The 24,367-nt window shown below is 71.4% G+C and carries 23 protein-coding genes; 13 read left to right on the plus strand and 10 right to left on the minus strand.

All coding sequences use genetic code 11. The features are described 5' to 3' along the window. Positions 1 to 30 precede the first annotated feature (30 nt). On the plus strand, positions 31 to 3,633 hold the full coding sequence (locus ASD23_RS13825; protein ID WP_056011685.1) for a TM0106 family RecB-like putative nuclease: 3,603 nt from the start codon (positions 31 to 33) through the stop codon (positions 3,631 to 3,633). Positions 3,634 to 3,643: 10 nt separating this feature from the next. Here ASD23_RS13825 and ASD23_RS13830 read toward each other — a convergent pair whose 3' ends face one another. After that, positions 3,644 to 4,075, minus strand: a complete 432-nt coding sequence (locus tag ASD23_RS13830) for a YdeI/OmpD-associated family protein (protein WP_056011687.1) — start codon at positions 4,073 to 4,075, stop codon at positions 3,644 to 3,646. Positions 4,076 to 4,144: 69 nt separating this feature from the next. On the opposite strand from ASD23_RS13830, the gene ASD23_RS13835 reads away from it, so the two are divergent. Together ASD23_RS13835 and ASD23_RS13840 are read left to right on the plus strand one after the other, a co-directional pair. After that, a complete protein-coding gene (locus ASD23_RS13835) occupies positions 4,145 to 4,420 on the plus strand; it encodes a glutaredoxin family protein (protein ID WP_056011690.1) in 276 nt (91 codons plus the stop codon). 148 nt (positions 4,421 to 4,568) lie between these two features. Continuing rightward, on the plus strand, positions 4,569 to 5,129 hold the full coding sequence (locus ASD23_RS13840) for a hypothetical protein (RefSeq protein ID WP_056011693.1): 561 nt from the start codon (positions 4,569 to 4,571) through the stop codon (positions 5,127 to 5,129). Positions 5,130 to 5,191: 62 nt separating this feature from the next. On the opposite strand, the gene ASD23_RS13845 is transcribed toward ASD23_RS13840, so the two are convergent. Continuing rightward, complete coding sequence (locus ASD23_RS13845; protein WP_056011696.1) at positions 5,192 to 6,190, minus strand: LLM class F420-dependent oxidoreductase; 999 nt, start codon at positions 6,188 to 6,190, stop codon at positions 5,192 to 5,194. A 79-nt stretch (positions 6,191 to 6,269) separates the two neighbouring features. Between ASD23_RS13845 and ASD23_RS13850 the strand changes: the two genes are divergently transcribed. Beyond that, complete coding sequence (locus ASD23_RS13850; RefSeq protein WP_056011699.1) at positions 6,270 to 6,617, plus strand: hypothetical protein; 348 nt, start codon at positions 6,270 to 6,272, stop codon at positions 6,615 to 6,617. Positions 6,618 to 6,629: 12 nt separating this feature from the next. Here the strand turns inward: ASD23_RS13850 and ASD23_RS13855 are convergent, their stop codons facing one another. After that, a complete protein-coding gene (locus ASD23_RS13855; protein ID WP_147305662.1) occupies positions 6,630 to 7,814 on the minus strand; it encodes a baeRF11 domain-containing protein in 1,185 nt (394 codons plus the stop codon). Between the two features lie 83 nt (positions 7,815 to 7,897). Continuing rightward, positions 7,898 to 9,340, minus strand: coding sequence for an FAD-binding oxidoreductase (locus tag ASD23_RS13860; protein ID WP_235507739.1), 1,443 nt, complete (start codon positions 9,338 to 9,340; stop codon positions 7,898 to 7,900). A 214-nt stretch (positions 9,341 to 9,554) separates the two neighbouring features. On the opposite strand from ASD23_RS13860, the gene ASD23_RS13865 reads away from it, so the two are divergent. After that, a complete protein-coding gene (locus tag ASD23_RS13865; protein ID WP_056011705.1) occupies positions 9,555 to 10,625 on the plus strand; it encodes an LLM class flavin-dependent oxidoreductase in 1,071 nt (356 codons plus the stop codon). Between the two features lie 61 nt (positions 10,626 to 10,686). Here ASD23_RS13865 and ASD23_RS13870 read toward each other — a convergent pair whose 3' ends face one another. The 3 genes from ASD23_RS13870 to ASD23_RS13875 are packed head-to-tail and all read right to left on the minus strand — an operon-like array spanning position 10,687 to position 11,579. After that, positions 10,687 to 10,926, minus strand: coding sequence for a PLDc N-terminal domain-containing protein (locus ASD23_RS13870; protein ID WP_056011708.1), 240 nt, complete (start codon positions 10,924 to 10,926; stop codon positions 10,687 to 10,689). Between the two features lie 13 nt (positions 10,927 to 10,939). Further along, positions 10,940 to 11,101: a hypothetical protein gene (locus ASD23_RS19120; protein ID WP_200941720.1), complete on the minus strand. Its 162-nt coding sequence runs from the start codon at positions 11,099 to 11,101 to the stop codon at positions 10,940 to 10,942. Between the two features lies 1 nt (position 11,102). Next, entirely contained in the window at positions 11,103 to 11,579 is a 477-nt protein-coding gene (locus tag ASD23_RS13875; protein WP_056011711.1) for a DUF6325 family protein, read from the minus strand. Between the two features lie 200 nt (positions 11,580 to 11,779). Between ASD23_RS13875 and ASD23_RS13880 the strand changes: the two genes are divergently transcribed. Then, the gene (locus ASD23_RS13880) at positions 11,780 to 14,146 is read left to right on the plus strand and encodes an arylsulfatase (protein ID WP_056011714.1); all 2,367 of its coding nucleotides are present in this window, start codon (positions 11,780 to 11,782) and stop codon (positions 14,144 to 14,146) included. Positions 14,147 to 14,201: 55 nt separating this feature from the next. On the opposite strand, the gene ASD23_RS18995 is transcribed toward ASD23_RS13880, so the two are convergent. Continuing rightward, positions 14,202 to 14,618, minus strand: a complete 417-nt coding sequence (locus tag ASD23_RS18995) for a hypothetical protein (protein WP_056011717.1) — start codon at positions 14,616 to 14,618, stop codon at positions 14,202 to 14,204. Positions 14,619 to 14,817: 199 nt separating this feature from the next. Between ASD23_RS18995 and ASD23_RS13890 the strand changes: the two genes are divergently transcribed. Both ASD23_RS13890 and ASD23_RS13895 read left to right on the plus strand, forming a co-directional pair. Beyond that, complete coding sequence (locus ASD23_RS13890) at positions 14,818 to 16,599, plus strand: ABC transporter ATP-binding protein (RefSeq protein WP_056011720.1); 1,782 nt, start codon at positions 14,818 to 14,820, stop codon at positions 16,597 to 16,599. Continuing rightward, positions 16,596 to 17,492: an energy-coupling factor transporter transmembrane component T family protein gene (locus ASD23_RS13895; protein ID WP_082571454.1), complete on the plus strand. Its 897-nt coding sequence runs from the start codon at positions 16,596 to 16,598 to the stop codon at positions 17,490 to 17,492. Before ASD23_RS13890 ends, ASD23_RS13895 begins: the two co-directional genes overlap by 4 nt. Before the next feature lie 72 nt (positions 17,493 to 17,564). On the opposite strand, the gene ASD23_RS13900 is transcribed toward ASD23_RS13895, so the two are convergent. Continuing rightward, positions 17,565 to 18,524, minus strand: a complete 960-nt coding sequence (locus ASD23_RS13900; RefSeq protein WP_082571455.1) for an FKBP-type peptidyl-prolyl cis-trans isomerase — start codon at positions 18,522 to 18,524, stop codon at positions 17,565 to 17,567. A 179-nt stretch (positions 18,525 to 18,703) separates the two neighbouring features. Between ASD23_RS13900 and ASD23_RS13905 the strand changes: the two genes are divergently transcribed. The 3 genes from ASD23_RS13905 (at position 18,704) to ASD23_RS13915 (ending at position 21,192) form a co-directional block, all read left to right on the plus strand. Next, the gene (locus ASD23_RS13905; protein ID WP_056011723.1) at positions 18,704 to 19,519 is read left to right on the plus strand and encodes a class I SAM-dependent methyltransferase; all 816 of its coding nucleotides are present in this window, start codon (positions 18,704 to 18,706) and stop codon (positions 19,517 to 19,519) included. Positions 19,520 to 19,592: 73 nt separating this feature from the next. After that, on the plus strand, positions 19,593 to 20,411 hold the full coding sequence (locus ASD23_RS13910) for an alpha/beta fold hydrolase (protein WP_056011725.1): 819 nt from the start codon (positions 19,593 to 19,595) through the stop codon (positions 20,409 to 20,411). 4 nt (positions 20,412 to 20,415) lie between these two features. Beyond that, on the plus strand, positions 20,416 to 21,192 hold the full coding sequence (locus ASD23_RS13915; protein ID WP_056011728.1) for a MerR family transcriptional regulator: 777 nt from the start codon (positions 20,416 to 20,418) through the stop codon (positions 21,190 to 21,192). Positions 21,193 to 21,196: 4 nt separating this feature from the next. Here the strand turns inward: ASD23_RS13915 and ASD23_RS13920 are convergent, their stop codons facing one another. Then, positions 21,197 to 22,057, minus strand: a complete 861-nt coding sequence (locus tag ASD23_RS13920) for a sulfurtransferase (protein ID WP_056011731.1) — start codon at positions 22,055 to 22,057, stop codon at positions 21,197 to 21,199. 235 nt (positions 22,058 to 22,292) lie between these two features. Between ASD23_RS13920 and ASD23_RS13925 the strand changes: the two genes are divergently transcribed. After that, positions 22,293 to 23,486, plus strand: a complete 1,194-nt coding sequence (locus tag ASD23_RS13925; RefSeq protein ID WP_056011733.1) for an ABC transporter substrate-binding protein — start codon at positions 22,293 to 22,295, stop codon at positions 23,484 to 23,486. Positions 23,487 to 23,496: 10 nt separating this feature from the next. Continuing rightward, positions 23,497 to 24,366, plus strand: coding sequence for a branched-chain amino acid ABC transporter permease (locus ASD23_RS13930; protein WP_056011735.1), 870 nt, complete (start codon positions 23,497 to 23,499; stop codon positions 24,364 to 24,366). The last annotated feature ends 1 nt before the right edge of the window (position 24,367 follow it).

The raw sequence follows: 24,367 nt of genomic DNA on the forward strand, positions 1-24,367 counted from the left end.
CGTTGCAGCACGACGACCCGAAGGAGCCCGATGTACTTGGTTGACGGTTCGGTCGTCACGAGCGCGAGCGACCTGAAGAAGGCGTCCGAGTGCGAATTCGCCTTCCTCCGCGCCCTCGACGCGAAGCTCGGCCGCATCGAGAAGGTGCCCGACCCCGAAGACGCGATGCTCGAGCGCTCGGGCCGACTCGGCGACCAGCACGAGCTGCGCGTGCTCGACGACTACCGCGCGGCGCTCGGCGACGGAGTCGTCGAGATCGAGCGCCCCGATGTGCGCGACCCGGCCGCCGTGGCAGCAGCGGTCGAGGCGACGCAGGCGGCCTTCGCGGCCGGCGCCCCCGTCGTCTTCCAAGCGACGTTCGCCGACGAGGGCTTCATCGGCTTCGCCGACTTCATCGTGCGCCAGCCCGACGGCCGCTACCTCGTGCAAGACTCCAAGCTCGCCCGCCGGGCGCGGGTCACCGCGCTGCTCCAGCTCGCCGCCTACGCCGAACAGCTCGAGCGCACCGGCGTGCCGTGCGCCGACACCGTCGAGCTGCTCCTCGGCGACGGCACCACGAGCGTGCACCGCCTCGACGACATCGCCCCGGTCTACCGGCTGCGCCGCGAACGGCTCGAGCAGATCGTCGCCGACCGGCTCGCCGAAGACGGGCCGGTCGCGTGGGGCGACCCGCGCTACGCCCTCGACGGGCGATGCCCGACGTGCGACCTCGAGGTGCAGGCGCACCGCGACGTGCTGCTCGTCGCCGGTCTGCGAGTCACCCAGCGCGCCGCCCTGCACGACGCGGGCATCACGACGATCGACGCGCTCGCGGCCTCCTTCGGCCCGGTGCCCGGCGTGCTCGACGCGACGATCGAGAACCTGCGCGTGCAGGCGCGCCTGCAGCTCGAAGCCGAGTCGGCCGAGCTGGCGGCGGCCGCCTCCGGCCTCCGCTCCCCCGACGATCCCCCGCTGCCGCCGCCCGTCGTCGTGCGCGACGCCGCCTCGCTCGCGGCGATCCCCGAGCCCGACGCCGGCGACCTCTTCTTCGACTTCGAGGGCGACCCGCTCTACACCGAGGGCGCAGCCGACGACTGGGGCCTCGACTACCTCTTCGGCATGGTCGACGACGCCGAGCAGTTCACGCCCCTCTGGGCGCACTCCTTCGCCGAGGAGCGGGTCGCGCTCGTGCAGTTCCTCGAGCTCGTGAAGCTGCGCCGGGCCTCCCATCCGCGCATGCACATCTACCACTATGCGAGCTACGAGCGCACGCACCTGCTCTCGATGGCCGCGCGGCACGGCGTCGGCGAGGCCGCCGTCGACCAGTTGCTCGCCGACGGCGTCTTCGTCGATCTCTATCCGATCGTCAAGCGCGCGGTGCGGGTGGGCAGCCGTTCGTACTCGATCAAGAAGCTCGAGCCGCTCTACATGGGCACCCAGCTGCGCGAGGCCGACGTGAAGTCGGGCGGCGACTCGATCCTCGAGTACGTGCGGGCCCGCGAGCTCGCGGCGACCGGCGAGACCGATCCGGTCACGGGCCTCGCGGGCACCGCAGCCGCGCAGTACGTGCTCGACGACCTCGCCGACTACAACCGCTACGACTGCGTCTCGACGCTGCGCCTGCGCGACTGGCTGCTCGGGCTCGCCCGCGGAGCCGGCGTCGACCCCGTGCCCGAGTCGCTCATCGTCGAGGCGGCCAAGGCCGCGGGCAAGGTGTACGAGCCCAGCCCCCTCGCCGTGCACCTGCAGTCGGTCGCCGGCCCGCCCGACGACCCCGACCGGGATGCCGACCACACGGCGCTCGCCCTCGCCGCGGCCGCGATCGACTACCACGACCGCGAGGCGAAGAGCTTCTGGTGGTCGCACTACTTCCGCGTCGAGCAACCGCTCGAGGCCTGGGAGGACCACCGCGACGTGCTCGTCGTCGACCCGGCGACCTCCGCCGTGGTGCAGCGCTGGTACCGCGAAGACCACCACCGCGTCGACCGGAGGCACGTGCTGCTGCGCGGGCGCATCGCTCCCGGATCGCGATTCAGCGTCGGCGGCGAGCCCATCGCGCTCTACGAACCGCCGGCGCCCTTCCCGAGCAATTCGCTGCGGCCCGGCTCGCGGGCATGGCACTCGGTGCGAGTGCTCGAGGTGCTCGACGACGGACTGCTCATCGAGGAGACCGCGATCGCCGGCGTCTCCTGGCACGAGCTGCCGTTCGCGATCGCGCCGGGCACCCCGCCGCCCGCCGGACGGCAGCAGGGCGCGATCCTCGAGTGGGCCCAGCACGTCGACCGCGCGTTCCCGCGCTGGCCCGCGAATCCCTCCGTCGACGTGCTCCGGCGCATCCCGCCGCGCACCCGCAGCGGCATGGGCCTCGCACCGCTCGGGCCCGACCACGACTACGTCGCCGCCGTCACCGCCTCCCTCCGCGATCTCGACGACTCGTACCTCGCGGTGCAGGGCCCGCCCGGCACGGGCAAGACCTACCTCGCCTCGCACGTGATCACCGAGCTCGTCGGGCGGCACGCGTGGAAGATCGGCGTCGTCGCCCAGTCGCACGCCGTGGTCGAGAACGTGCTCGACGCCGTCGTCCGGGCGGGCCTCGATCCCGAGCTCGTCGCGAAGGCCCCGAAAGACGCGAAGACGCCCGGCGACCACGGGTACACGTTCATCGCGAAGAACGGCGTCGCCGACTACACGGCGGCCCACGAGAGCTCGGGGTTCGTCTTCGGCGGCACGGCGTGGGACTTCTCGAACGAGAACCGCGTGCCGCGGGGTTCGCTCGACCTGCTCGTCATCGACGAGGCCGGTCAGTTCTCGCTCGCGTCGACCATCGCCTCGGCCGTCGGCGCTCGCAACCTGCTGCTGCTCGGCGACCCCCAGCAGCTGCCGCAGGTGAGCCAGGGCAACCATCCCGAGCCCATCGATACCTCGGCCCTCGGCTGGATCAACGACGGCCGCGACGTGCTGCCCGCAGAATTCGGCTACTTCCTCGCCGAGAGCCGGCGTATGCACCCCGCGGTCGCCGAACCCGTGTCGCGTCTCTCGTACGAGGGCGAGTTGCACTCGCACGCCGTGGCCTCCCGACGCTCGCTCTCCGGCGTCGCCCCCGGCCTCACCGCACTGCCCATCGAGCACGTCGGCAACACGACCTCCTCGCCCGAAGAAGCGGCCGCGGTCGTCGACCTGGCTCGTTCGCTGCTCGGCCGGGACTGGATCGAAGACGGGATCGGCGACGCGGCCGACGGCGCGGTCGCGACCGGCGCGGCGCAGATCGCAGCGTCCGCTCGCCCGCTCGAGCAGCGCGACCTCATCGTCGTGACGCCCTACAACGCACAGCTCACCGTCGTGCGAGCCGCGCTCGACGCAGCAGGGCTGACCGAGGTGCCGGTCGGCACGGTCGACAAGTTCCAGGGCCAGGAGGCCGTGGTCGCGATCGTCTCGCTCGCCGCGTCATCGGCCGCGGCGGCGCCGCGCGGCGTCGAGTTCCTGCTGCTGAAGAACCGCCTGAACGTGGCGATCTCGCGGGCGAAGTGGGCGGCGTACCTGCTCTACTCGCCCGGGCTGCTCGACGCGCTGCCGTACACCCCCGAGGGAGTGGCGCAGCTCAGCGCCTTCGTGCGACTCGTCGGCGACCCGACGCTCGTTCCCGTGCGCAGCTGACGGCGCGTCATCACTCGGCGAGCTTCGCCACGATGCCGTCGACTCGCCGCTGCCGTGTCTCGGCGGCCTTCGCGCCCTCGACCGCCGTGACATGCGCCTTCCTCGCGCTCGGCGAGAGCGCGTCGAATGCTGCACGCGCCCCGGCCGCCTCGAGCGCGGTCGCGAGGTCGGCCGGCACCTCGACCGTGCGCGGCGCGGTGTCGAGCTCGAGTTCGACGACGATCGGGTCGCCGCCTCCGATGCCCGTGGCCGCCCGCTTGTCGGAACTGAACGAGATCATGAAGCGGCCGCCCATGACGGCGACGGTGCTGCGGTACTCGTAGCCGTTCACGAGCACGACGACCGCGGGCCGCTTGCCGCCGCCGAGCGCCTCGATCACGTCGGGCGGCACCTCGATGCCGGTGTTGTTGCCGACCTGGGACATCGTGGTCTCGAATCGCATGCGCCCGAGTCTGCCACTGCCGACCCCACGCTGGGAATAACCGACAGGGTACCCACGTAGGTTATCTGTATGACTTCTCCTGCCACCGACCTGAACCCCGCCCGCGTCACGATGTACGGCGCCGAGTGGTGCGGCGACTGCCGTCGTTCCAAGCGCCTGCTCGACTCGCGCGGCGTCGACTACGAGTACGTCGACCTCGAAACCGTCGCCGACGGGGCCGACCGCGCCAAGGCGATCAGCGGCCGCACGCAGATCCCCGTGGTCGTCTTCCCCGACGGCACGCACTTCACCGAGCCCACCGATGCCGAGCTCGCCGCCAAGCTCGACGAGGCCATCGCCGCGTAAGCAGCGCATGAGGGAACGGTCGCCCGGCGTTCGGATCACGTAACAAACGGGCCGGATGCCGCGACCGGGCGTAGAACTGAGGCATGCCCCCGATCAGCCTCGCGAACCTCGCGTACCGATCCGGCTCCCGCGCGGCTGCGAGCAGCCGATGACGCTCACGCGCATCCTGCCGACGCTGCGTCGATCGATCCCCGACCCGATCGCCGGCGATCACTGGCCGGCCGCCACGGTCGCGACGATCACCGACGTGACGGTCGACGGCGTCTCGCTGCTGCGCGTCGTCGAGCTGTGCGGCACGCCTGCCGTGCACCTCGGCCCGGCGGCCGTACCCGGCACCGGGGGCGGCCTCGCCTCAGGGGCGAAGCACACGGGCGTCGTCGTGGTGCGGGTGCTCGAGGCATCCGCTCGACTCCACGACGGCGCGCGGGGCGATGAGCGGGCCGGGCGCACCGCGTCGATCGATGCCGACCTCGCGGAGCTCGACCCGGTCTGGGCCGAGGCTCGGCTCATCGGGCGCACCTCGGTGGCGCGCGCGACGCCGACGACGCTCACGGGCGGAACGAGCGGATGCTCCGCGCCCGCCCCGGTCGCCCTGCCCGGCGACCTCGCCGCCGGCGACCTGCTCGCCCTGCCCTACTCCGCCGTCACCGACGACGCGGGCGTGGCCCGTAAGCGCGGCCATGACGCGCGCGAGGGCGCCCTGGCCTGAACGCCGGAGTCGCGCCTCGCGCCGACCCGGCCCGGCCCCTGGCCCGCCCCCGCGCGCTCCGGCTATCGCAGCGCCGGCACGACCTCCGCCGCGAAGAGCTCGAGGCCCGAGCGATCGTACGCCGCCTCGGGGAAGTAGTGGATCGCGTAGCCGAGGCCGAGCTCGCGGCGCTCGGCGAGCTTCGCCGCGACCTGGGCGGGAGTGCCGACGGCGGCGTTCGGGGAGTGGAAGTCCGCGAGGTAGGCCGCGGTCTTCTCGGGGCCGAGGAAGGGGGCGACCCGCGCCTCGATGACGGCGAGGCGCCGCGCGACATCCGCTTCGTCGACACCGACGACCGTGTTGAAGTTCGACGACCGGGTGATCGCCTCGAAGTCGGTGCCGAGGCGCTCGCAGTGCGCGCGCAGGACTTCGCTCTTGTGCGCGAACTCCTCGGGCGTGCCGGTGAAGTTCGTGTACGAGGCGTACTTCGCCGCGATGCGGAGGGTCACCTTCTCGCCGCCGCCCGCGATCCAGATCGGGATGCCTCCAGGCTGCACCGGCTGCGGCTGCACGATCGCCCCGTCGACCTGGTAGTACTGGCCGTCGAGCGTGGCCGAGCCGGTCGTCCACGCCTGGTGCATGATCTCGACGCCCTCGCGCAGGCGTCCGAGCCGCTCGGGGATCTCGGGGAAGCCGTAGCCGTAGGCGCGCCATTCGTGCTCGTACCAGCCGCCGCCGATGCCCATCTCGAGGCGTCCGCCCGAGACGTGGTCGACGGTCGAGGCGACCTTCGCGAGGTGGGCGGGGTTGCGGTAGCTCATGCACGTGCACATCTGCCCGAGCCGCACGCGCGAGGTCGACGCGGCGTAGGCGGCCATGAGGCTCCACGCCTCGTGCGTCGCCTCCGTCTCGGACGGGCGCGGCACGGTGTGGAAGTGGTCGTAGACCCAGATCGACTCCCACACCGAGTCGGGAGCGTCGGCGTGCTCGGCGAGCGAGCGCATCGTCTGCCAGTGCTCGGCCGGCTCGATGCCGACGAGGTCATGGCGCCAACCCTGGGGAACGAACATTCCGAATCGCATGGGTTCCACCCTAGGTCGACCGTCGAATTCAGCGTCAGCACTGAGGCAGCCTCACCTTCACCCCGGTACCTTCGGACGAATGAACGGACAGCAGCACTGCGAATACTCTGCCGCCGACTTCGAGGCGACCGTCATCGAGACCACCGACACCCGACTCATCCACGTCACCGGCTACGGCCTCTGCTCGAGCCAGGGCTGGACCGTCGAACTCGTCGCCGCCAACCCCGGCGTTGTGCCCCACCCCGAGAGCCTCTGGCTCGAGCTCCGCGAGACGCCGCCCCGCGCCGACCGGCCCCCCATCCTGACCGAGACGCACGTCGAGGCGATGATCGAGGACGCGCACGCGCAGCAGGTGGTCATCCGCTTCCGCTGGCGCGAGGGCTTCGTGCTCCCGCTGCGCGAGCGCGTCGCCGCGACGCGGCGCTGACCCCGCCCGGGCCTACGCCAGCGCGAACCGCAGCTCGGCCATCGCCGGACCCGACCAGACGTCCCCGTCGAGATCGTCGCTGCGCACCGTGACGACCTTGCCGCCCTTCGACATCACGAGCAGCGCGAGCTGCGGCAGCAGGTCGCCCGCGTGCGTGCCGTCGTGCAGCTGCTCGTCGGCACCGTGGCCGCTGGCGAACTCGATCGCACCCGACTCGCGGTCGAGCGTGCCGTTCACCGAGGTCGTGAAGTCGAACCAGAACACCTCGACCGCGCCATCCGCCGCTTCACGGGCGATCGCCGCGAGGTCCCGCTCGACCCGGCCGGCGGTGCCCTCGGTGAGCTGACGCAGGGCGCCGTCGGCCTCGGCGACGTTCAGCCGCCCGAGTTGCTCGCGCAGCGCCTCGTCGATCTCGGCGGCGCCCAGCCGATCGGGTGCACCGGGGACGGTGACGACACGGCGCCCGTTGCGGATGCGATCGGCGAAGAGACTGAGCAGCGGCTCTGCGGCGAAGACGAAGAGCGGCACGTGCTCGTCGGGATCGCGTTGCATGAGCTCGTGCCGCGTGGCGTCGGCGACGCGCTTCGCGTAGAGCTCGAAGAATCCCTTGCGGCGTTCGTCGCCGCTCACACCGCGGTCGCCGTGCTTGCCGCCGCGCGGCTTGTCGTCGTTCTCGGGGTCGCGGTTGATGGCGTCGTCGAGGCTCTTGTCGTGCGACTCGTCGACGTCGAGGCGCACGGCACGGTCGGTGGGGGTGGCATGCCAGAGCGACCACTCGTTGGCCGACAGGGTGAGCGCGAACGCCTCCTGGTCCTGGCTCGGCGCGCGCAGCAACTGTCCGAGGGTGAAGTGCGAACCGACGTGCACGGCGTCGTCGAGACGGTTCGGCAGCACGAAGACCTCGTTGAAGCCGGGAGCGACGAAGATCGCGATCGAGCGGGCGAGGCCCGCCCAGAGCTGCTGGTCGCCGATCACCGCGTCGCGTTCACGGCGGAGCGCCTCGAGCTCGGCGTTCGCGGCGCCCGAGGCCTTCACCCGTTCGATCGCCTCGTCGAACGAACTCTTCACTGCGACCTCGGCCCGCTCGCGCTCGCTCACCACGGGCGAGGTCGAGGCGTAGATCGTGATCGACGGATGGTGCACCCCCGCCAGCACGGTGAAGTCTGCTGCGGTGGGCAATGCGTAATGTACGGTCATCGTTCCTCCCCCGAGGTCGTGGCGACGACGACGTCGCTCGCACCCCAGCCTATGAAGGCCGGGGCGCGAGCGACAGTCCCCACTCAGCCGATCGGGTGATTCGAACGGATCACTCGGGCCGGGTCGACCGACCGCTTGACCGCGCGCAGCCGCTCGAGGTCGTCGCCGAAGAACCGCTCGGCGGGGCGGGCATGCTCGGCGAAGTTCAGGTAGTCGATGTCGGCGCGCCACGGCTCGACGGCCGAGAGCAGCCGGTCGAGCGACGCGGCGAGCGCTGCGCCGTTGTCGGGCATCGCGATGCCGACCCCGAACAGCAGGAAGCCGGCGGCGAAGCCCGCCGTGACGCCGGGCTGCGGAGTGCCGTGAACGGATGCCGCGGCGCGCGCGACGCCCGGATCCATCATGCCCCCGAGGTGGCGGATCTCGGCGGAGAGCAGGGCCGAGGAGGCATCCGGTCCCACCGCGTCGACGAAGGCGCGGATCGCGGCCGGGGTCAGCTCGTCGAGCATCATGCCGTCGCCGTGCCCGGGAACCGGCTGGGGCGGATCCATGTGCAGCTGCAGCAGCTCGGCCGTGGACTGCGGGTGCACGGTGTCGACCTCGGGCACGAGGGCGCGGAGCGGCGCGAGCAGTTCGTCGACCCGGGCCGGGTCCTCCTGCATCGCGACCTCGACGACGACGAGCGCGCGACCCGAGAGGAAGGGCGGCAGCTCCGGCATCGGCGGCAGGCGCAGCACGCGGGCGACCGAGGTGACGGAGGCGGGAAGGCCGTCGACCCACTCCGACCAGGCGGTGAGCACCTCGGCGGTGCGCTCGATCGGCCAGAGCAGCATTCCGGCGCTCAGCGCCGGCACGTCGAAGAGGCCGAACTCGAGCGCGGTGACGATGCCGAGGTCGCCGCCGCCGCCGCGGAGCGCCCAGAACAGTTCCGGGTCGTTCCCGGCATCGACCCGGCGTGCCGCACCGTCTGCAGTGACGAGCTCGATCGCCACGACGTGGTTGGCGGCGAGACCGTGCGAGCGGGCGAGCCAGCTCACGCCGCCGCCGAGGGTATAGCCGACGACGCCCACGTCGTGCGCGGTGCCGGCGAGCGCGGTGAGCCCGAGAGGCGCAGCCGCGGCGACGACGTCGCCCCACTGCGCACCGGCCTCGACACGCGCGGTGCGGGCCTCGGCGTCGATCTCGACGCCGCGCATCTCGTGGGTGCGCAGGAGGATGACGCCGGCGAGGCCGTCGTCCGCAGCGAGCGGACCGGCGTTGTGGCCGGTGGCCTGCGGCGCGACGGCGAGGCCGAGCTCGGCCGCCGTGCGCACGGTGTGGACGACGTCGTCGGCGGTCGTGGCGACGACGATCGCGGTGGGGCGCTGATCGACCGCGAGGTTCCAGGCGGAGCGGGCGGCGTCCCATCCGGGGGCGCCGGAGATGAGCACGCGACCGGCGATGCGGTCGTCGAGGAATGCGAACGCCTCGCGGAGCGAGAGCGTGGCTGGGTCGGTCGTGGCGACCGACGGCACGGGGGTGTTCACGGATGCTTCCTTTCGGGATCGTCGCGGGCCCATGCGCGCCCCTCGGGGCGGCGCTCCGACGGCCGCTCTGGTCTCAGGCGGCGCTCGCAACGAGACCCCATACAACGTCGGCACGGTCTCCCCCGCGTCAGGGGTCGCCCTCCGATGCCCTCAGTGGCAGCACCAGCCGGACCACGTCGGAATACCCCGCGCCGTGCCCGGGTTGCCGTGAGGGATGACTTCTTCACCCCGACTCTCCGTGCTCGACCTCATCCCGGTGCGCACCGGCCAGACGAGTGCGGGTGCGCTCGCGGCATCCGTTCGCCTCGCGCAACTCGCCGACCGCCTGGACTTCACCCGCTACTGGTTCGCCGAGCACCACAACATGCCGGCCGTCGCCTCGACGACGCCGCCCGTGTTGATCGCCGCGATCGCGGCGAAGACCGAGCGCATCCGGGTCGGCTCGGGCGGCGTCATGCTGCCGAACCACGCACCGCTCGTCGTCGCCGAGCAGTTCGCGGCACTCGAGGCGTTCGCGCCCGGCCGCATCGACCTCGGCATCGGCCGCGCACCCGGCAGCGACCCGGTCATCACGCAACTGCTGCGCATCTCGGGGCCGACGGCCGACGTCGACCGGTTCCCCGACCACATCGCCGACATCCTCTCGCTGCTCTCCCCCGACGGGGCGTCCCTGCGGCTCACGAGCGGGCGCGAGTACGCGATCACGGCGACCCCGGCGGCGACGGATGTCCCGACGCTCTGGCTGCTCGGATCGAGCGACTATTCGGCCAAGCTCGCCGCGTCACTCGGGCTGCCGTACGTCTTCGCGAACCACTTCTCGGGCGAGGGCCTCGAGCGGGCGCTCGAGCTCTACCGCACCGAGTACCAGCCGAGCGAGGCGCACCCGGTGCCCGAGACGTTCCTCACCGTGAACGCGTCGGTCGCACCCACCGCCGAAGAGGCGCGCGCTCGCGCGTTGCCGCAGCTGCACTCGATGGCGCGGCTCCGCACCAACCGGCCGATGCGGCCGCTCGAGACGGTCGAGGAGGCGCTCGCCGCGCCCGCCGACTCGATCGGCGACGAGCTCATCGCGGCCATGGAGCGGCGATGGATCATCGGAGACCCCGCGACCGCGGCATCCGAACTGCGCACCCTCGCGGCGCGGCACGGCATCGACGAGATCATGCTCGCCCCCATCGGCGGCAGCTACGACGGCGAACCCCTCGAAGCGACCCCCGGGCGGGAGCAGACGCTCGAGCTGCTCGCGAAGGAGCTGCTCGGCGGCGGCGCATCCGCCGCGAGCTGAATCGCGACGAGCGGGAGCGGTGCATGCGCACCGCTCCCGCTCCGCCTTCGCCCGGTCCCCCTCAGGCGAGCATGGCCTGATCGCCGCCGCGACGTGACGACATGCCGCCGCCGCGCGTGATCAGGTAGATGATCGAGCCGACGAACGGCAGGACGACGAGGAAGAGCACCCAGACCGCTTTCGCCCACCCGCTCAGGGTCGCGTCGCGGAAGATGTCGACGATCAGGTACACGAAGATGCACAGGCACGTGATTCCGACGTAGACCCAGAAGAACACGGTCAAGTAGTCCCACAGCGACATGGCCGCTCTCCCGTCAGATGCGGCGTCGCCGGCGACCCGGAGTCACGGCGGCGCCGACCACGGCGGCCTTCGCGATCGGCGACGGCCCCGGAGTCACGGCGGCGGCAACCACCGCCGTTCTCGCGACCGGTGCTCCGACGACGCCGACGCGTCCGATTCGTGCTGCTCTCAGCATGTCAGGCTCCCTCTTCTTCGTTGGCTTCGTCGGCCTCGTCGGCCTCGTCGGCCTCGAGCGAGGCGATGATCGCCTGGATCGGGATGCGCCCGCTCGCGATCAGCTGTCCGCCGGCGCGGCGAGCTGCTGCGGCGAATGGGGCCGCCCAGAGGTTCTCGTAGACGATCACGCCCGCCACGCTGCCGGGCTCCATCGCGTTCGCGAGCTGCTCCACGTCCTCCGCGGCGAGCAGCTCGGCGAGCTCCGCCTCGAGCGCGACGAGCGGGCCCAGGTCTTCGAGGTCCTCGAACTCGACCGCGTCGACCGAGCCGTCCGCGTCCTTCGTCAGGACGATCGCGTCGATGAGCCGGATCGTGCCGGCCTCCACGAGACGCACGAGCTCCTCGGCGATCTCGCCCGAGAAGTCGGCCTCCCCGGCGGGGAACTCGATGACCAGGTAGTCGACCGGTCCGAGCTCATCCAGTGCCTGCTCCGTCATTGTTGCTCCGATCCATGGCTGAGCGACCGGCGTGCGCGGTCACGATCTCAGCGTCGCCGAGGGCGCACCGACCGGCATCACCCACATTGGGTGATTCGGCCGCGCTCGGCGCTCGGTACCGTGGCCGGGTCGCCGGCTTCGCCGGGCGAGCTCGACGGCGGTGTCGGCGGATGCCGCGTCAACACAACGGGGGAAACAAGATGAAGCCAGATCGCCACGCCCGCACCATGCTGCCGATTCCCGATCGCCCGTCGCCGGGGTTGACGACCTACGACGCCAAGGATCCCGACACGGCGTATCCGCCGATCGAGCCGCTGATGCCACCCGACGGGGCTCCCAATGTGCTCGTCATCCTCCTCGACGACGTGGGCTTCGGGGCATCGAGCGCCTTCGGCGGGCCGTGCGCGACGCCGAACGCCGAGAAGCTCGCCGCCGGCGGCCTGAAGTACAACCGCTTCCACACGACCGCCCTGTGCGCGCCCACCCGTGCTGCGATGCTCAGCGGGCGCAACCACCACTCGGTCGGCATGGGCTCGATCACCGAGACTGCGACCTCGGCACCGGGCAACAGCTCGCTGAAGCCGAACACGAAGGCGCCGCTGGCGATGACCCTGAAGCTCAACGGTTATTCGACCGCGCAGTTCGGCAAATGCCACGAGGTACCGGTCTGGCAGTCGTCGCCGATGGGTCCCTTCGACGCCTGGCCGTCGGGCGGCGGTGGTTTCGAGACGTTCTACGGCTTCATCGGCGGTGAGAACAACCAGTACGAGCCCGCCCTGTACAACGGCACGACTCCGGTCGAACCGCCGGCGACGGCAGAGGAGGGCTATCACCTCACCGAAGACCTGGCCGATCACGCCGTGAGCTGGATCCGCACGCAGAAGGCACTCATGCCCGACAAGCCGTTCTTCGTGTACTTCGCGCCGGGCGCGACGCATGCGCCGCACCACGTTCCGACGGAGTGGGCCGACAAGTACAGGGGCAGGTTCGCCGACGGGTGGGACGTGCAGCGCGAGCAGACCTTCGCGCGCCAGAAGGAACTCGGGGTCATCCCCGCCGATGCCGAGCTGACGGCACGGCACGCCGAGATCCCCGCGTGGGACGACATGCCCGACGAGCTGAAGCCGGTGCTCGAGCGCCAGATGGAGGTGTACGCCGGTTTCCTCGAGCACACCGATCACCACGTCGGCCGCGTGATCGACGCCATCGAAGACCTCGGCGTGCTCGAGAACACGATCATCTACTACATCGTCGGCGACAACGGCGCATCGGCCGAGGGCACCGTCAACGGGGCCTTCAACGAGATGGCGAACTTCAACGGCATGGCTGCCCTCGAGACGCCCGAGTTCATGGTCTCGAAGATGGACGAGCTCGGCACGCCGAGCTCGTACAACCACTACGCGGTCGGCTGGGCCTGGGCGATGAACTCGCCGCTGCAGTGGACGAAGCAGGTCGCCTCGCACTGGGGCGGCACCCGCAACGGCACCATCCTGCACTGGCCGAAGGGCATCACGGAGCAGGGCGGGGTGCGTTCGCAGTTCACGCATGTCATCGACATCGCGCCCACGATCCTCGAGGCGGCCGGGCTGCCCGAGCCGACGATGGTGAACGGTGTGATGCAGTCGCCCATGGAGGGCACGAGCATGCTCTACTCCTTCAACGAACCCGATAGCCCCGAGCGTCACGAACTGCAGTACTTCGAGATGTTCGGCAACCGCGGCATCTACCACAAGGGCTGGAGCGCGGTCACGAAGCACCGCACTCCGTGGGTCATGGTCGGCGGCGCGATGGTCGCGTTCGACGACGACGTGTGGGAGCTCTACGACGGCAGCGGCGACTTCAGCCAGGCTCGCGACCTGTCGGCCGAGCACCCCGAACGCCTGCACGAGCTGCAGCGGCTCTGGCTGATCGAAGCGGTCAAGTACAACGTGCTGCCGCTCGACGACCGCACCGCCGATCGGCTCAACCCCGAGATCGCGGGCCGGCCGACCCTGATCCACGGGAACTCGCAGCTGTTCTTCGCCGGCATGGGGCGCCTCTCGGAGAACAGCGTCGTCAGCATCAAGAACAAGTCGTTCTCGGTGACCGCCGAGGTCGACGTGCCCGAGGGCGGAGCCGAGGGCGTGATCATCGCCCAGGGCGGCCGCTTCGGCGGGTGGAGCGTCTTCGTGAGCGGCGGAAAGCTGAAGTTCGTCTACAACGTGCTCGGCATCCACTCGTTCGAGACCGAGGCCGAGACGGCGATCCCGGCCGGGAACCACCAGGTGCGCATGGAGTTCGCCTACGACGGCGGCGGGCTCGCCAAGGGGGGCGGCGTCACGCTGTACCACGACGGCGAGGCCGTGGGCACCGGACGAGTCGGCGCCACTCAGCCGATGGTCTTCTCCGCCGACGAGACGACCGACGTGGGCTACGAATCCGGCACGGCGGTCAGCCCCGACTACACACCGCAGTCGAGCCGGTTCACCGGCAAGATCCAGTGGGTCCAGATCGATGTCGGCGACGACGACCACGACCACCTGATCGACCCGGAGGAACGCCTGCGGGTGGCCATGGCCAGGCAGTAGCGTCTGTTGGTCGAGCCTGTCGAAACCCGGGTTTCGACAGGCTCTCCCGCGAGGCTCAGGCCGCGAGGCCGAGCCGGCGCAGGTCGTCGCCCGAGGCGCGGTACTCGTCGCCGTCGGCGATCGTGAGTTCGCGCGGCACGCGAGCGCCGTTCTGCACCTTCGCGTCGCGACCGATGGTCGCGTAGGGGCCGACGACGGCGTTGCGGCCGACGACCGCCCGACGACCGACGTGCGCGTTGACGCCGACCACGGCGCGCTCGGCGACGATCGCGTCGCCCTCGACCCAGCCGCCGGGGCCGATCTGGGCACCGCGCTGCACTTCGGCACCCGAGTCGACATATGCCGTCGGGTCGACGAACGCGGTCGGGTCGACTTTGGCAGTCGTGGCCACGAGGCCGCGGCCGTTCACGTGCTTGCGGTAGCGACGCAGGATCCCGGCTTCGTCCTCGAACTCGACGTAACTGATGCCCACGTTCTCCTCCTTCCGGGGTGGTGACTCCACACCCGAACACTGGTACAACACTCCGGCTGACCGGGGAATTCCCGAGCTCGACACCCGGGCGCGGCCGAGCCGGCCGCCGATCGTCCACGGAGCGAAGGTTAGGCTTGCCTGAGCACCACGGATGCCGCGTCGCGGGCCGTCCGACCGAACCACCTCGCCCAGGCCCACCATGCCCCCAGCACCCCTGCTCGACCTCGACCGCGTGAGCATCCGCCACGAGGGTGCAGAGGTCGCGACTCCCGTCGACGTCTCCTTCGAGGTCGCCCGCGGCGAGGTCGTGCTGATCCTCGGCCCGAGCGGGTGCGGCAAGTCCACGCTGACCCTCGCGCTCGACGGCCTCGTTCCGCACGCCGTGCCTGCTGCCCTCGAGGGAACGGTGCGCGTCGCCGGCCTCGACACGAGCGAGCACCCCGTCGGCGTGCTGAGCGAGCACGTCGCGATGGTCTTCCAGGACCCGGATGCGCAGATCGTCACCGGCACGGTGCTCGACGAGGTGTGCTTCGCGCCCGAGAACCAACTCGTCGAGGCATCCGAGGTGCTCGAACGTGCCGAGCGCGCGCTGAAGCTCGTCGGCCTCTGGGACCGCCGCGCGGAGAACCCCGACACGCTCTCGGGCGGCGGGCGCCAGCGCCTCGCGATCGCCTGCGCACTCGCCATGGCCGCTCCGGTGCTGGTGCTCGACGAGCCGACGGCGAACCTCGACCCCGCCGGCATCGACGAGGTCTACGCGGTGCTCCGCGAACTCGCGAGCGTGCGCGACCACGCCGTCGTGCTCGTCGAGCACAACCTCGACGCGGCCGTCGACCTCGTCGACCGGGTCATCGTGCTCGATGCCGGCGGGCGTCTCGTGATCGACGGGCCCGCCCGCGAGGTCCTCCGCGAGCGCGCCGACGAACTCGTCGCCCTCGGGGTGTGGCTGCCGGTGTCGACGCTCGCGGCGATGAGGCTGCGCGACGCCGGCATCGTGCTCGACCCGCTCCCGCTCACGCCGTCCGAGCTCGCCGAGGCGCTCGACGCCCTGCCGTCCCTCCCCGCTCCGCTCAGCGCGTCATCGCCCGTGCGCTCGACCGCCCTGTCGCCGCGTCCGACCCTCTCGATGGGCGCCGGCACCGGGGCGATCGCGGTCATCGGCGAGACCGCGATCCGGGCCCGCGACCTCTCGGCGCGCCGCGGCGGACGCCGTGGCCCGGTCGTCGTCGAGGGCGTCGACCTCGACGTGGCGGCCGGCGACTTCCTCGCGATCGTCGGCACGAACGGTGCAGGCAAGACCTCGCTGCTGCAGGCACTCGCGGGCGTCATCCCCGCGCCCCGCGGCACCGTCGACGTGCTCGGCGTCGACCCGGCACGATGCGCCGCACGCGAGCGCGCCCGGCGCATCGGCTTCGTCTTCCAGAACCCCGAGCACCAGTTCATCGCCCCCACGGTGGCGGAGGAGCTCGCCCAAGGCCTGCATCTGCAGGGCGTCTCCGAAGCCGACGCCGAGCCGCGCGTCGAGGCCATGCTCGCCCGCTTCGGCCTCGAGTCCCTGCGCGGCCAGCACCCGTTCCTGCTCTCGGGCGGGCAGAAGCGGCGACTCTCGGTCGGCACCGCGCTCATCGCCGGCGCGCCGGTGCTCGCGCTCGACGAGCCGACGTTCGGGCAGGACCGGGCTCGCGCCTCCGAGCTGCTCGACATGCTCCGCGCGCTCAACGACGACGGCACCACGGTGCTCGTCGTCACCCACGACCTGCAGCTCGTCGCCGACTACGCGAGCCACATCGCCGTCATGGACAGCGGTCGCCTTCTCGGCGTCGGCCCCACCGTCGAGGTGCTCGCCGGCCCCCTCGTCGAGCAGGCCGGCCTGCGCCACCCGCCGCTCGCCCGCGCCACCCGCGGCCTCGCGCGGCACACCGCCTGGCACTCGGTGACCCGGATGTCGCAGCTGCCGGTCTCGTCGAAGGCGTCGTCGTGAGCGCGGCGGGCGAGGGCGGCGCGGTCTCCCCCGGGCTCGGAGCGGCACCGGTCGACGGGAACGAGCCGCACGCGGCATCCGCTGCCCTCGACCCTTTCGCGGCGCATCGCACGCAGCGGCCGTCGCGATTCCTCTACGCACTGAACCCGCTCGCGAAGCTCGCCGCGCCGGTGCCCGTGATGGTCGTCGTCATGTTCAGTCGGGGCATCGCGCTGCCGCTCGCGTTCATCGTGTTCGCGGCGGCCGTGCTGCTCATCGGCGCACGGCTGTCGGGCCGCGCGATCGCGGCCCTCCTCCTCGGCATCCCCGTCGCCGCGCTCGTGCTCGGCGTCACCTTCGGCGTGTGGATCGACCCGTCGAGCGTGGCCGACCACCCCGCGGCATCCGTCACCCTCGTCTCGATCGGCGACTGGGACTTCACCCTCGCCGCCTACCTCGTCGGCTTCGCGACCGGCCTCCGCATCCTCGCGATCCTCCTGCTCTCGCTCATCGCGGGCATCACGTCGACGGGTACCGAGTTCGTGCGCTCGATGGTGGCGAACCTGCGCGTGCCGTATCGCCTCGGCTACACCGCCCTCGCCGCGCTGCGGTTCGTGCCGCGATTCGGGCACGAACTCGAGATCATCCGTGCCGCTCACCGCGTGCGGGGCACGGACGTCGGGCGCGGGCCGGTCGCGGCCGTGCGCCGTTCACTCGGCTACATCGTGCCCCTGCTCGCCTCGGCGATCCGGCACGCCGAGCGCGTCGCCCTCGCGATGGACGCGCGCGCCTTCGGGGCCCACCGCACGCGCACCGAGCGGCACCTCTCGCCGTGGCGCGTCCGCGACACGGTGTTCGTGGCGTGCTTCCTCGCGGTGAGCGTCGTCATCGCCGTGCTGACCTGGGGGCGCTGACCGCAGGCGAGCCGAGCACGGGAACGACGAAGGGCCGGACGGTCGCCCCGTCCGGCCCTTCGTGCGCGAAACCTACTTCGCGGCTTCGGTGCCCTCGATCTCCACGAGGAAGACGAGCGTCTGCCCGCCGAGCTCGTGCGCCGCGGCATCCGTGCCGTACGCGTACTCCGGCGGGATCGTCACGATGAGCTTGGTGCCGACCTTCTGGCCGACGAGCGCAGCGCCGAAGCCCTGGATCACGCCGTCGGTCGTGAACGTCGACGCCGAGCCGCGCGTGTAGCTCTGGTCGAAGATCTCGCCGGTGGTCCAGCTGATGCCCTGGTACTGCACCGTGACGCTGTCGCTGGCCTGCACCACGTCGCCGTCGCCCTCTTCGAGCACCTTCATCTGCAGCTCGGTCGACGGCTCGGTGTCGGGCAGCGTCACGGTCGGGGCCTCGCCCTCGGCGCCGAACTTCACCTCGGGCACGTTCTCGGTCCACTCGGCGGGCTTCAGCGGCTCCTGCACCTCGACGACGTCGACGACGATGACGACCGTCTCGCCGGCGGCGACGCCGATGGTCTCGTTTCCGGTGTCGCCGTAGAGCGTCGACGCCGGGGCGACGACCACCGAGCGCGAGCCCACGGGCACGCAGTCGATGCCGGCGAGGAAGGACTCGAAGACCTGCTCGTCGCCGACGGTGATCGTGGTCGGCTGCGAGAAGAGGGTCTCGCCGCTCGTGCCCGAGAACGCGGTGACGACGATGTTCATCGGGTCGCCCGCCGCGGTCTCGTCGCCGTCGCCCTCGATGGCGATCGTGCGCTCGAGCTCGTCGGCCTCGAGCGGGGTGGTGAAGGTGGCGGTCGGCGTTCCGCCGAACTCGCCCTCGACCTTCACGCCGTCGCTGAGGTCGCCTGACGGCACATCCATGCACGCCGCGGCGTCGGGGGTCTTCGTCGCTTCGGGCTCCGAACCGGTTGCGCAACCGGCGAGGAGCAGGGCGGTCGCGGAGGCGAGCGCGAGGGGCGCGGCACGGCGCATGGCACGGTTCATGACGGGACGACTCGTTTCGATCAGGGGTGGAATCCCTCCAGTCTGCACCGTTCGGCTTTCGATTGCCTGAGTCCATGGTCACGGAATCCGCACGATCTGCACGCCCGGCGCGGTGCCGCATCCGCGGGCGGGCCGCCGCAATCCGACCGAATGATGCCGATCAGGGACACAATGGGCGGATGGGGGACACGTTGGGGGAACCTGATCTCGCTGGAGGATTCGCGGCTGCGGCCGCGGCATCCATCGAGCTCGACGACGCGCTGTGGAATCCGATCTCGACCGCGGCCGTGGCGAGGGCGCACCCGCGCTTCGACGAACTCGTGCTCGACGCGTGCTGCGGCGACGGGGCATCCGCCCTGCCCACCGCCGAGCTCGTCGGCCCCGCCGGCGTGGTCGACGCGGTCGACTTCGCCGAACCGCTCGTCGAGGCGGCGCGCGAGCGCGCGGGCGAGCGGATGCCGCAGCTCCGGCTCCACGTCGCCGACGTCACGACGTGGGAGCCCGCCGGGTACGACCTCGTGCAGTGCGTGCTCGGCGTGTTCCACTTCCCCGACCTCGACGCCGGCACGCGCCACCTGATCGAGCGCGCGCGTCCAGGCGGCCGGGTCGCGATCACCGTGTGGGCGCGCGGTGCGTTCGATCCGCTGCCCGAGCTGCTCGCCGAGGCGCTGCCCGACGGCGGGGCGTCGCTCGATGCCGCCGTGCCGAGACCGGCGGGGCTCGAGTCGATCGACACGGCCGGAAGCCTCGCGCAATGGCTCACCGGGCTCGGCCTCACGGGTGTGCGGGCGCACGCGGTGCAGCGGCATCTCGAGCTGACGCCCGAGCTGTCGTGGACCCTCGTCGAGGGCACCGCGCTGCGCTTCCTGCTCGGCGGCCTCGGCGCGCCGGCGGTGGCGAAGGTGCGGAAGCGCTTCCTCGCAGCAGTGGAATCGCATGGCGTCGCGTCGGTCGACGTGACGACGCTCATCGCGATCGGGCAGCGGCCGGCGTAGTCGACGGATCGGGTTCGAACCTGCCGAAATCGCCACTTGACCTTGACCTTGGGTCAGGGCACAGGCTGGCGACATGAACACGACGAAGGCAAGAACGACAACCGAATCCGACACGACCTGGACCGGCATGGTGCCGGTCGACGACACGGCTCTGGCGGTCACCGACACCGGTGGCCCGCGCATCCCCGTGCTCTACCTGAACGGCGCGTACGCCTCGAAGCGGCACTGGCGACGCGTCATCGCCGACCTCGGGCCCGGCTATCGTCACCTCAGTTTCGACGAGCGGGCCCGCGGGAGGTCGAAGCTCGCGTCCGACTATTCGTTCGAGGCGTGCATGCGCGACATCGACGCGGTGCTCGCGGCGAGGGGCGTCGACCGGGCGCTCCTCGTGGGATGGTCCTACGGCGCCCTGCTCGGGGTGCACTGGGCCGACCGGAATCCGACCCGCACGCTCGGCGTGGTGGGCGTCGACGGCCCCTACCCCGTCGGCTGGACCGACGAGGCCGGCCACGATGAGATCCGAAAGGTGTTCCGCCGGATGAAGCCGATGATGCCGCTGGTTCGCCCGATGGGCCTGGCGGCGCGGTTCTCCGCGGAGACGCACGCGGAGCTCGCCATCGAGTCGCATCTCCTGCACGCCGCGCTCGAACCGATCCTCGACGGCCTGACCGTGCCCGTGCGCTACGTCGTCGCCTCGGGCGAGGCCGTGGGCAGCCGCGACGACCTGCAGGAGCAGATGCGCAAGGCGATCGATCCGGTGCTGGCGCGCAACCCGAACCTGAAGGTGGGCGCGAAGGTCTCGAGCAACCACGGGAGCATCCTCCGAAAGGACTCCCCCGCCGTCGCGGCGGTGGTGCGAGAGGTCGCCGCCCTCGATCGCCGGGTACGTTGAGGCAATGACGGGCGGACTCACGATCGGGCAGGCGGCGGCCTACGCCGGGGTCACGGTGAAGACCGTGCGGCACTACCATCGGCTGGGTCTGGTCGACGAACCCCGGCGCGACAGCTCCGGGTACCGACGTTACGGGTCGGACGCGCTGCTGCGGCTGGTGCAGGTTCGAACCCTGGCGACCGCCGGTGTGCCGCTCGCCGAGGTGGGTGAGCTGCTCGACGCCGACGCCGACGAGTTCACGGCCGCCATCGTCGATGTCGAGCGACGGCTGAACGATCGCATCGCCGACCTCGTCGCTCGCCGCGACACACTGCACCGGCTCGCCGACGGCGACCGGGCGTTGTTGCCGGACCGCGCGTGCGCCGTGCTCGACCGGATGCGCGACCTCGGGTTCGACGCCGCCTACGTGGCCGGTCAGCGCGAGGGGCTCGTGCTGGCCCTCGCGCTGATACCGGGCGGCTTCGACGGGTTCCTGGGCCAGCTCGAGCTCCGGCTGGGCGACGCCGGATACGTCGAGTTGACGAAGCGCGGGTGGGAGGCCGAGGGGTGGGACGAGCACGATCCTCGCATCGAGGAGCTCGCGATCGCCACCGCCGACCACTACCTCGAGAACCCCTCCTTGATGGGGGATCCCGAGGTCATGCACGCCTGGATCGAGGCATCGGCCAAGTACGCGCTGATCAACACCCACGGCGAGGCTCAGGCCCCGGTCTCGACCAGGTTGACCGCCCTGACGGAGGCGAGGCTCCGGGCCGCGGGCGTGCCCGTGCCACGCGAGTGACCGACTACCCGACCGGCGAGGCTCCCGAGGGTTCCGTGGCACCCGTGGCGACCGGGCGGCCCTCATCATTGGACCACTGGCTCCACGAGCCGGGATAGAGCGCCGCCTCGATGCCCGCGATCGCGAGCGCGGCGACCTCGTGCGCCGCCGTGACCCCCGAACCGCAGTACGCGGCGACGGGGACGCCCCCGGTGACGCCGACGCCCGCGAAATGCTCGCGGAGCGCCTCGGGCGATCGGAACCGGCCGTCGTCGCCGAGGTTCTCGCCGCTGGGCGCGGAGCGGGCGCCGGGGATGTGCCCGGCACGGGGATCGATCGGCTCGACCTCTCCGCGGTAGCGCGGTGCAGCGCGCGCGTCGAGCAGCACGCCGTCGGCCGGGAAGGCGGCCGCCCCGTCGATGTCGATCACCGGCATCGCGCCGAAGTGCGCGGTGACGTCACCGGCGTCGGGCACGACATCGCCGGTGTCGAGCGGATGCCCCGCGGCCTGCCAGGCCGCGAGGCCGCCGTCGAGCATGCGTACGTCGGCGGCGCCCGCGTGCCGGAGCAGCCACCATGCCCGCGCGGACGACTGGTTGCCGAGGTCGTCCATCACGACGACGGTGTCGCCGTCGCGCAGGCCCCAGCGGCGCATGGCCCGGGTGAAGGAGGCCTCGCTCGGCAGCGGATGCCGGCCCTGCCCGGTCACCTCGTGGTCGGCGAGCTCGTGGTCGAGGTCGACGTACACGGCGCCCGGGATGTGCCCGGCCTGGTAGGCGTCGGTGCCGTCGGGCTCGGCGAGCGACCAGCGCACGTCGAGCACGACGGTGCGCTCCCCGGCAGCGAGACGGTCGGCGAGCTCTTCGGCGGTGATGAGGATCGGCATGCTTCCATCCTGCCTCGCCCGGAACCTGCCCGAATGCGCAGCTCCTCGGCGGCTCGGCTCGCCGGGGATGTCGTTCTGCGCGCAACATCCACGCCTCCGATGCAGAACGACACCTTGCGGATGGCTGGCCACGCAACGTATCTTCGAGGGAGTTGAAATAGTGACCGAATGGTCGGTCATGAATCCCCCTACTCAATGTCGAGAACCCGTGAGGGCTCAAAGGAGAGTTCATCCCATGCACCGTGCGCAACGCCGTCTGCTCGTCCCCGCCGCGGTCGCGGCATCCATCGCACTCGCCCTGACCGGTTGCGGCGCCTCGAACTTCGGCGGCGACTCGGGTGGCGGTGAGACCGCCGAAGACGGTCCCATCAAGATCGGCGCCGTGCTCGACATCACGGGTGTCGGCGCGAACCTCGGCGTTCCCGAGCAGAACACGCTCAACATGCTCGCCGAGCAGCTGAACGCCGACGGCGGCATCGACGGCCGCGAGGTCGAGCTCATCATCAAGGACAACCAGTCGACTGAAGACGGTGCCGCCAAGGCCACCACCCAGCTCATCGAGAACGACGACGTCGACCTCATCATCGGCTCCTCGCGCACGGGCCCCTCGCTCGCCATGCGCCCGCTCGTCGAGGCGGCCCAGGTGCCGACCATCTCGGTCGCCGCGAACGCCGCGATCGTCGACGGCTCCGGGTGGGTCTTCAAGACCGCGCAGAACGACCTCGTCGTGCTCGAGCGCATCCTCGACGACGCCGAGTCGAAGGGCTACACGAAGATCGCCCTCGTGCGCGACGCCACCGGCTTCGGCGAGGGCATCGCCGACATCATCACCGAGCTCGGCGAAGAGCGCGGCATCACGCTCACCGCGACCGAGTCGTTCGAGCCGAGCGCGACCGACTTCACCGCGCAGATGACGAACATCCGCGCGGCCGACGCCGACGCCGTCATCATCTGGGGCATCACCCCGTCGGCCGGCCTCGCGCAGGCCGCGTACGTGCAGCTCGGCGTGAACAAGCCGGTCTACCAGTCGCACGGCGTCGCCAACGACGCCTTCTTCGAGGCCGCCGGCCCCGCCGCCGACGGCGTCATCGCCCCGATGGGCCGCCTGCTCGTCGCCGACGAGCTCAGCGACGACGACCCGCAGAAGCCGGTCATCGACCAGTTCATCGCCGACTACTCCGAGGAGTTCGGCAGCTCCCCCTCGAGCTTCGCCGGTCACGCGTACGACGCCTGGCTCGTCGGCACGAAGGCCATCGAGGCCGCCGGCACCGACCCCGAGGCGCTCCGCGACGCGATCGAGTCGACGACCGACCTCGTCGGCATCTCGGGCATCTTCACGATGACCCCCGAGAACCACTCCGGCCTCACCGCGGACGCGCTCATCATGGCGCTCGCCGAGGGCGGCCGCTGGACCCTCTACGAAGAGTGAGCGGCATCCGTTGATCGACTTCCTCCAGCTGACGGTGGCAGGGCTCTCACAAGGGTCCGTGTACGCCCTGCTCGCCGTCGGCCTCATCGCCACCTACACGGTGCGGCACGTCGTGAACATCGCCCAGGGCGACTACGCGACGCTGGCCGGCCTCGGCAGCATCTCGCTCGTCACGGCCGGCCTGCCCCTGCCCGTCGCCATCCTCATCGCGCTCATCTCGGTGACGCTCGCCTCGGTGCTCATCGAGCGGCTCGTCATCGCCCGCGTGAAGAACCTGACGACACTCGTCTCGATCATCCTGACCCTCGGCGTCTCGACGCTGCTACAGGCGATCATGCTCCTCATCTGGGGAGCGGAGGCGAAGCGCCTGCCGGCCTTCCCCGGCAGCGACCTCACCCTCGGCGGCGTCAGCATCCGCTCGCAGGAACTCTGGATGCTCGGCGCCCTCGTGGTCGTCGGCGGCGGCGTGCTGCTCTTCTACGAGAAGACCCGGTGGGGCAAGGCGCTGCGCGCGAGCGCCGAGCAGCCGGTCGCGGCCCGCATCGTCGGCATCTCGCCGGCGGCGGCATCCGTCATCGCCTTCGCGATCGCGGGATTCGTGGGCGCGACGGCCGGCGTGGTCTCCTCGCCGATCTACCTCTCGATCTGGTCGGGCGGGCTGCTCCTCGGCCTCAAGGGGTTCGTGGCGGCGGTGCTCGGCGGGCTCGTCTCGTTCCGGGCGGCGATCGTCGGCGCGCTGCTGCTCGGCATCATCGAGTCGTACGTCGCCGGCTACGTGGCATCCGGGTGGAAGGACGCGGTCGCGTTCTTCATCCTCATCATCGTGCTGATCATCCGACCGGCCGGCCTCGTGCTGCGCCCGAACGCCGTGAGGGTCTGAG

Origin of the sequence: Agromyces sp. Root1464, from assembly GCF_001427265.1 — a bacterium.
GTDB classification, from domain to species: domain Bacteria; phylum Actinomycetota; class Actinomycetes; order Actinomycetales; family Microbacteriaceae; genus Agromyces; species Agromyces fucosus.